The organism is Streptosporangium nondiastaticum (genome assembly GCF_003011965.1).
Taxonomy (GTDB): Bacteria; Actinomycetota; Actinomycetes; order Streptomycetales; family Streptomycetaceae; genus Streptomyces; species Streptomyces nondiastaticus.
Genome location: NZ_PXWG01000256.1, coordinates 1 through 4,054, shown reverse-complemented (window position 1 = coordinate 4,054; position 4,054 = coordinate 1). Strand labels below are relative to the sequence as shown.

General features: G+C 71.6%; 4 protein-coding genes. All 4 read left to right on the top strand.

Features of this window, described 5'->3' with window-relative positions; all coding sequences use genetic code 11:
* A partial coding sequence (locus B7P34_RS35300; protein ID WP_189383283.1) for an adenosylcobinamide-GDP ribazoletransferase occupies window positions 1-269 on the top strand: 269 nt, incomplete at its 5' end.
* A gap of 154 nt (window positions 270-423) precedes the next feature.
* Complete coding sequence (locus tag B7P34_RS35295) at window positions 424-1,953, top strand: leucyl aminopeptidase (RefSeq protein ID WP_106682211.1); 1,530 nt, start codon at window positions 424-426, stop codon at window positions 1,951-1,953.
* Between the two features lie 321 nt (window positions 1,954-2,274).
* Window positions 2,275-3,663 (top strand): dihydrolipoyl dehydrogenase, encoded by a 1,389-nt coding sequence (lpdA, locus tag B7P34_RS35290; RefSeq protein WP_030364620.1) that lies wholly within the window; start codon window positions 2,275-2,277, stop codon window positions 3,661-3,663.
* A gap of 48 nt (window positions 3,664-3,711) precedes the next feature.
* Window positions 3,712-4,054, top strand: a 343-nt coding sequence (locus tag B7P34_RS35285; protein ID WP_286157543.1) for a biotin/lipoyl-containing protein, incomplete at its 3' end; no start/stop codon positions are given.

Sequence of the window (4,054 nt, the reverse complement as noted above, 5' to 3'; positions counted from 1 at the left end):
GCCTGGGGGCGGCTGTGGCGGGCGCGGTGCCGTCCAGCGGCGCGCTGGCCGCGTCCCTGCTGGTCGCGGCCTCCTGCGCCGCCTGGGGTGCCTTCCTGGGCCCGTACGGCCCGCTCCGCACGGCCGCGGCGGCAGCGGCGGCGCTCCTGTGCGCGGAGCTCCTCCTGCGCCGGTGCGTGCGCCGCTTCGGCGGTGTGACGGGCGACGTCTTCGGCGCCCTCGCGGAAACGGCCACGACGACGGCGCTGGTGGCCCTGACCCTGGCCTGACGGCCCGGGCCTCCTCACCCGTACAGGCAAAAGTCGGTGCATGGTGAATGACACCGCCAAAGCCCCCGGCAAAGCCACCGCATACGATGCCCGAGGTGCGGCCGGCCCACCCGCTCGGCCGAGGAAACTCAACGGAAGTAGGGACCCCACCACCGTGTCTGCTCTGACTCTCAGCACTTCCAGTGCGGCGACGCTGCGCGCGGACGCCATCGTCATCGGCGTGGCGAAGGGCCCCAAGGGCCCCGTCGTCACCCCCGGCGCCGAAGCCGTGGACAAGGCTTTCGACGGCAAGCTGGCCGGCGTCCTGGAGACCCTCGGCGCCACCGGCGCCGAAGGGGAGGCGACCAAGCTCCCCGCCCCCTCCGGGCTGAAGGCCCCGGTCGTGCTGGCGGTCGGCCTCGGCGACGCCCCGGCGAAGGACGACGCCTTCGGCCACGAGGCCCTGCGCCGTGCCGCGGGCACCGCGGCCCGCACGCTGGCCGGCACCAAGAAGGCCGGGTTCGCCCTGCCCGTCGAGGACGCCGAGGCCGCCAACGCCGTGGCGGAGGGCGCCCTGCTGGGCGCGTACTCCTTCCGTCCGGGCGGCAACGGCGCCGCGAAGAAGGACGACAAGGCCGCGAAGAGCGCCCCGCTCGCCGAGATCGCCCTGCTCGGCGCCAAGCCGCGCGACAAGGCGTTCAAGGCCGCGGCCGACCGCGCCATCACCGTGGCGGAAGAGGTCAACCGGGCCCGCGACCTGGTCAACATGCCGCCGAACGAGCTCGACCCGAAGACGTTCGCCGCAGCGGCCCAGACCGCCGGCAAGGAGTTCGGCCTGAAGGTCGAGGTGCTGGACGAGAAGGCCCTGCTCAAGGGCGGCTTCGGCGGCATCATGGGCGTCGGCCGCGGCTCGGACGCCCCGCCGCGCCTGGTGCGGATCGCCTACACCCACCCGAAGGCGGAGAAGACCCTCGCGTTCGTCGGCAAGGGCATCACGTACGACTCGGGCGGCATCTCCCTGAAGCCGGCCGGCCACAACGAGACGATGAAGTGCGACATGGCCGGCGCCGCCGCCGTGTTCGCCGCGGTCGTGGCGGCCTCCCGCCTGGGCCTGCAGGTCAACGTGACGGGCTGGCTGGCCCTCGCGGAGAACATGCCGTCCGGCTCGGCCACCCGCCCGGGCGACGTCCTGAAGATGTACGGCGGCAAGACCGTCGAGGTCCTCAACACGGACGCCGAGGGCCGCCTGGTCCTGGGCGACGCCCTGGTCCGCGCCTCGGAGGAGAACCCGGACGCGATCGTCGACGTCGCCACCCTGACGGGCGCGATGGTGCTCGCGCTGGGCAACCGCACCTTCGGGATCATGGCCAACGACGACGCGTTCCGCACGTCGCTGTACGAGATCGCCGAGGAGGTCGGCGAGCAGGCGTGGCCGATGCCGCTCCCCGCCGAGCTGCGCAAGGCGATGGACTCCCCGGTCGCGGACTTCGCCAACATGGGCGAGCGGATGGGCGGCGGCCTGGCCGCGGGCCTCTTCCTGAAGGAGTTCGTGGGCGAGGGCATCACCTGGGCCCACCTGGACATCGCGGGCCCGGCGTACCACGAGAGCGCCCCGTACGGCTACACCCCGAAGGGCGGCACCGGCTCCGCGATCCGCACCCTGGTCCGCCTCGCGGAGCAGACCGCGGCCGGCGACCTCGGCTGATCGCGCCGCCGCGAGACGCGCACCGGGCTCGTACGCGACCCGTACGGCCGCCCGGCCCCGCGGCTTTTGCCCGGGGCCGGGCGGATTCCGTTCGCCCGTAACGAAAACGCCGTCCCGTACGCACGAGTAACCCCCGAAGGTGACGCAACAGTCGCCTCCGGGACCGGCCCGGCGTCCCGCCGTCCGTCAACAAATGCGAAGATGTTGTCTCGGCAGGACAGGGCCCCCCTAACCACAGGGCCGAAGAAACGCGGCCGAACGACAGCCGCCGCCCGGTCATCGGTGACCGGATCCGGCGTATCCATGCATGGAGGACGTGACGTGGCGAACGACGCCAGCACCGTTTTCGACCTAGTGATCCTCGGAGGCGGTAGCGGCGGTTACGCCGCTGCCCTGCGCGGAGCGCAGCTGGGTCTGGACGTCGCCCTGATCGAGAAGAACAAGCTTGGCGGGACCTGCCTGCACAACGGCTGCATCCCCACCAAGGCGCTGCTGCACGCCGGTGAGGTCGCGGACCAGGCTCGCGAGAGCGAGCAGTTCGGTGTCAAGGCCACCTTCGAGGGCATCGACATCGCGGGTGTCCACAAGTACAAGGACGACGTGATCGCCGGCCTGTACAAGGGCCTGCAGGGTCTGGTCGCCTCCCGCAAGGTGACCTACATCGAGGGCGAGGGCCGCCTGTCCTCCCCGACCTCCGTCGACGTGAACGGCCAGCGCGTCCAGGGCCGCCACGTCCTCCTCGCGACCGGCTCCGTGCCGAAGTCGCTGCCGGGCCTGGAGATCGACGGCAACCGCATCATCTCCTCGGACCACGCGCTCGTCCTGGACCGCGTCCCGAAGTCGGCGATCATCCTGGGCGGCGGCGTCATCGGCGTCGAGTTCGCCTCCGCGTGGAAGTCCTTCGGCACCGACGTCACCATCGTCGAGGGCCTGAAGCACCTCGTCCCGGTCGAGGACGAGAACAGCTCCAAGCTGCTGGAGCGCGCGTTCCGCAAGCGCGGCATCAAGTTCAACCTCGGCACCTTCTTCCAGAAGGCGGAGTACACCGCCGACGGCGTCAAGGTCACCCTTGCGGACGGCAAGGAGTTCGAGGCCGAGGTGCTGCTGGTCGCCATCGGCCGCGGCCCGGTCTCCCAGGGCCTGGGTTACGAGGAGCAGGGCGTCGCGATGGACCGCGGCTACGTCCTGGTCGACGAGTACATGCGCACCAACGTGCCGACCATCTCGGCCGTCGGTGACCTCGTCCCGACCCTCCAGCTCGCGCACGTCGGCTTCGCAGAGGGCATCCTGGTTGCGGAGCGGCTGGCCGGTCTCAACCCCGTGCCGGTCGACTACGACGGCGTGCCGCGCGTCACGTACTGCCACCCCGAGGTCGCTTCGGTCGGCATCACCGAGGCGAAGGCCAAGGAGCTGTACGGCGCCGACAAGGTCGTCGCTCTGAAGTACAACCTCGCGGGCAACGGCAAGAGCAAGATCCTGAAGACCGCGGGCGAGATCAAGCTCGTCCAGGTCAAGGACGGTGCCGTGGTCGGCGTCCACATGGTCGGCGACCGCATGGGTGAGCAGGTCGGCGAAGCCCAGCTGATCTACAACTGGGAGGCGCTGCCCGCCGAGGTCGCGCAGCTCATCCACGCGCACCCGACGCAGAACGAGGCTCTGGGCGAGGCTCACCTGGCCCTGGCCGGCAAGCCGCTGCACTCGCACGACTAAGTCCCGAGCGCACCACATCCGCACTATTCGTAAGGAGCAACCGCAACCATGGCGGTTTCCGTAACCCTGCCGGCGCTCGGCGAGAGCGTGTCCGAGGGCACCGTCACCCGCTGGCTCAAGGCCGAGGGTGAGCGCGTGGAGGCCGACGAGCCGCTGCTCGAGGTCTCCACCGACAAGGTCGACACCGAGATCCCGGCCCCCGCGTCCGGCATCCTCGCCTCCATCAAGGTGGCCGAGGACGAGACGGTCGAGGTCGGCGCCGAGCTCGCGATCATCGATGACGGCACCGGCGCCCCCGCCGCTGCCCCGGCTCCGGCCGCTGCCGAGGCTCCGGCCCCGGCCGCCGAGGCCCCCGCCGCCCCGGCTCCGGCCGAGGCCGCTCCCGTGGCCG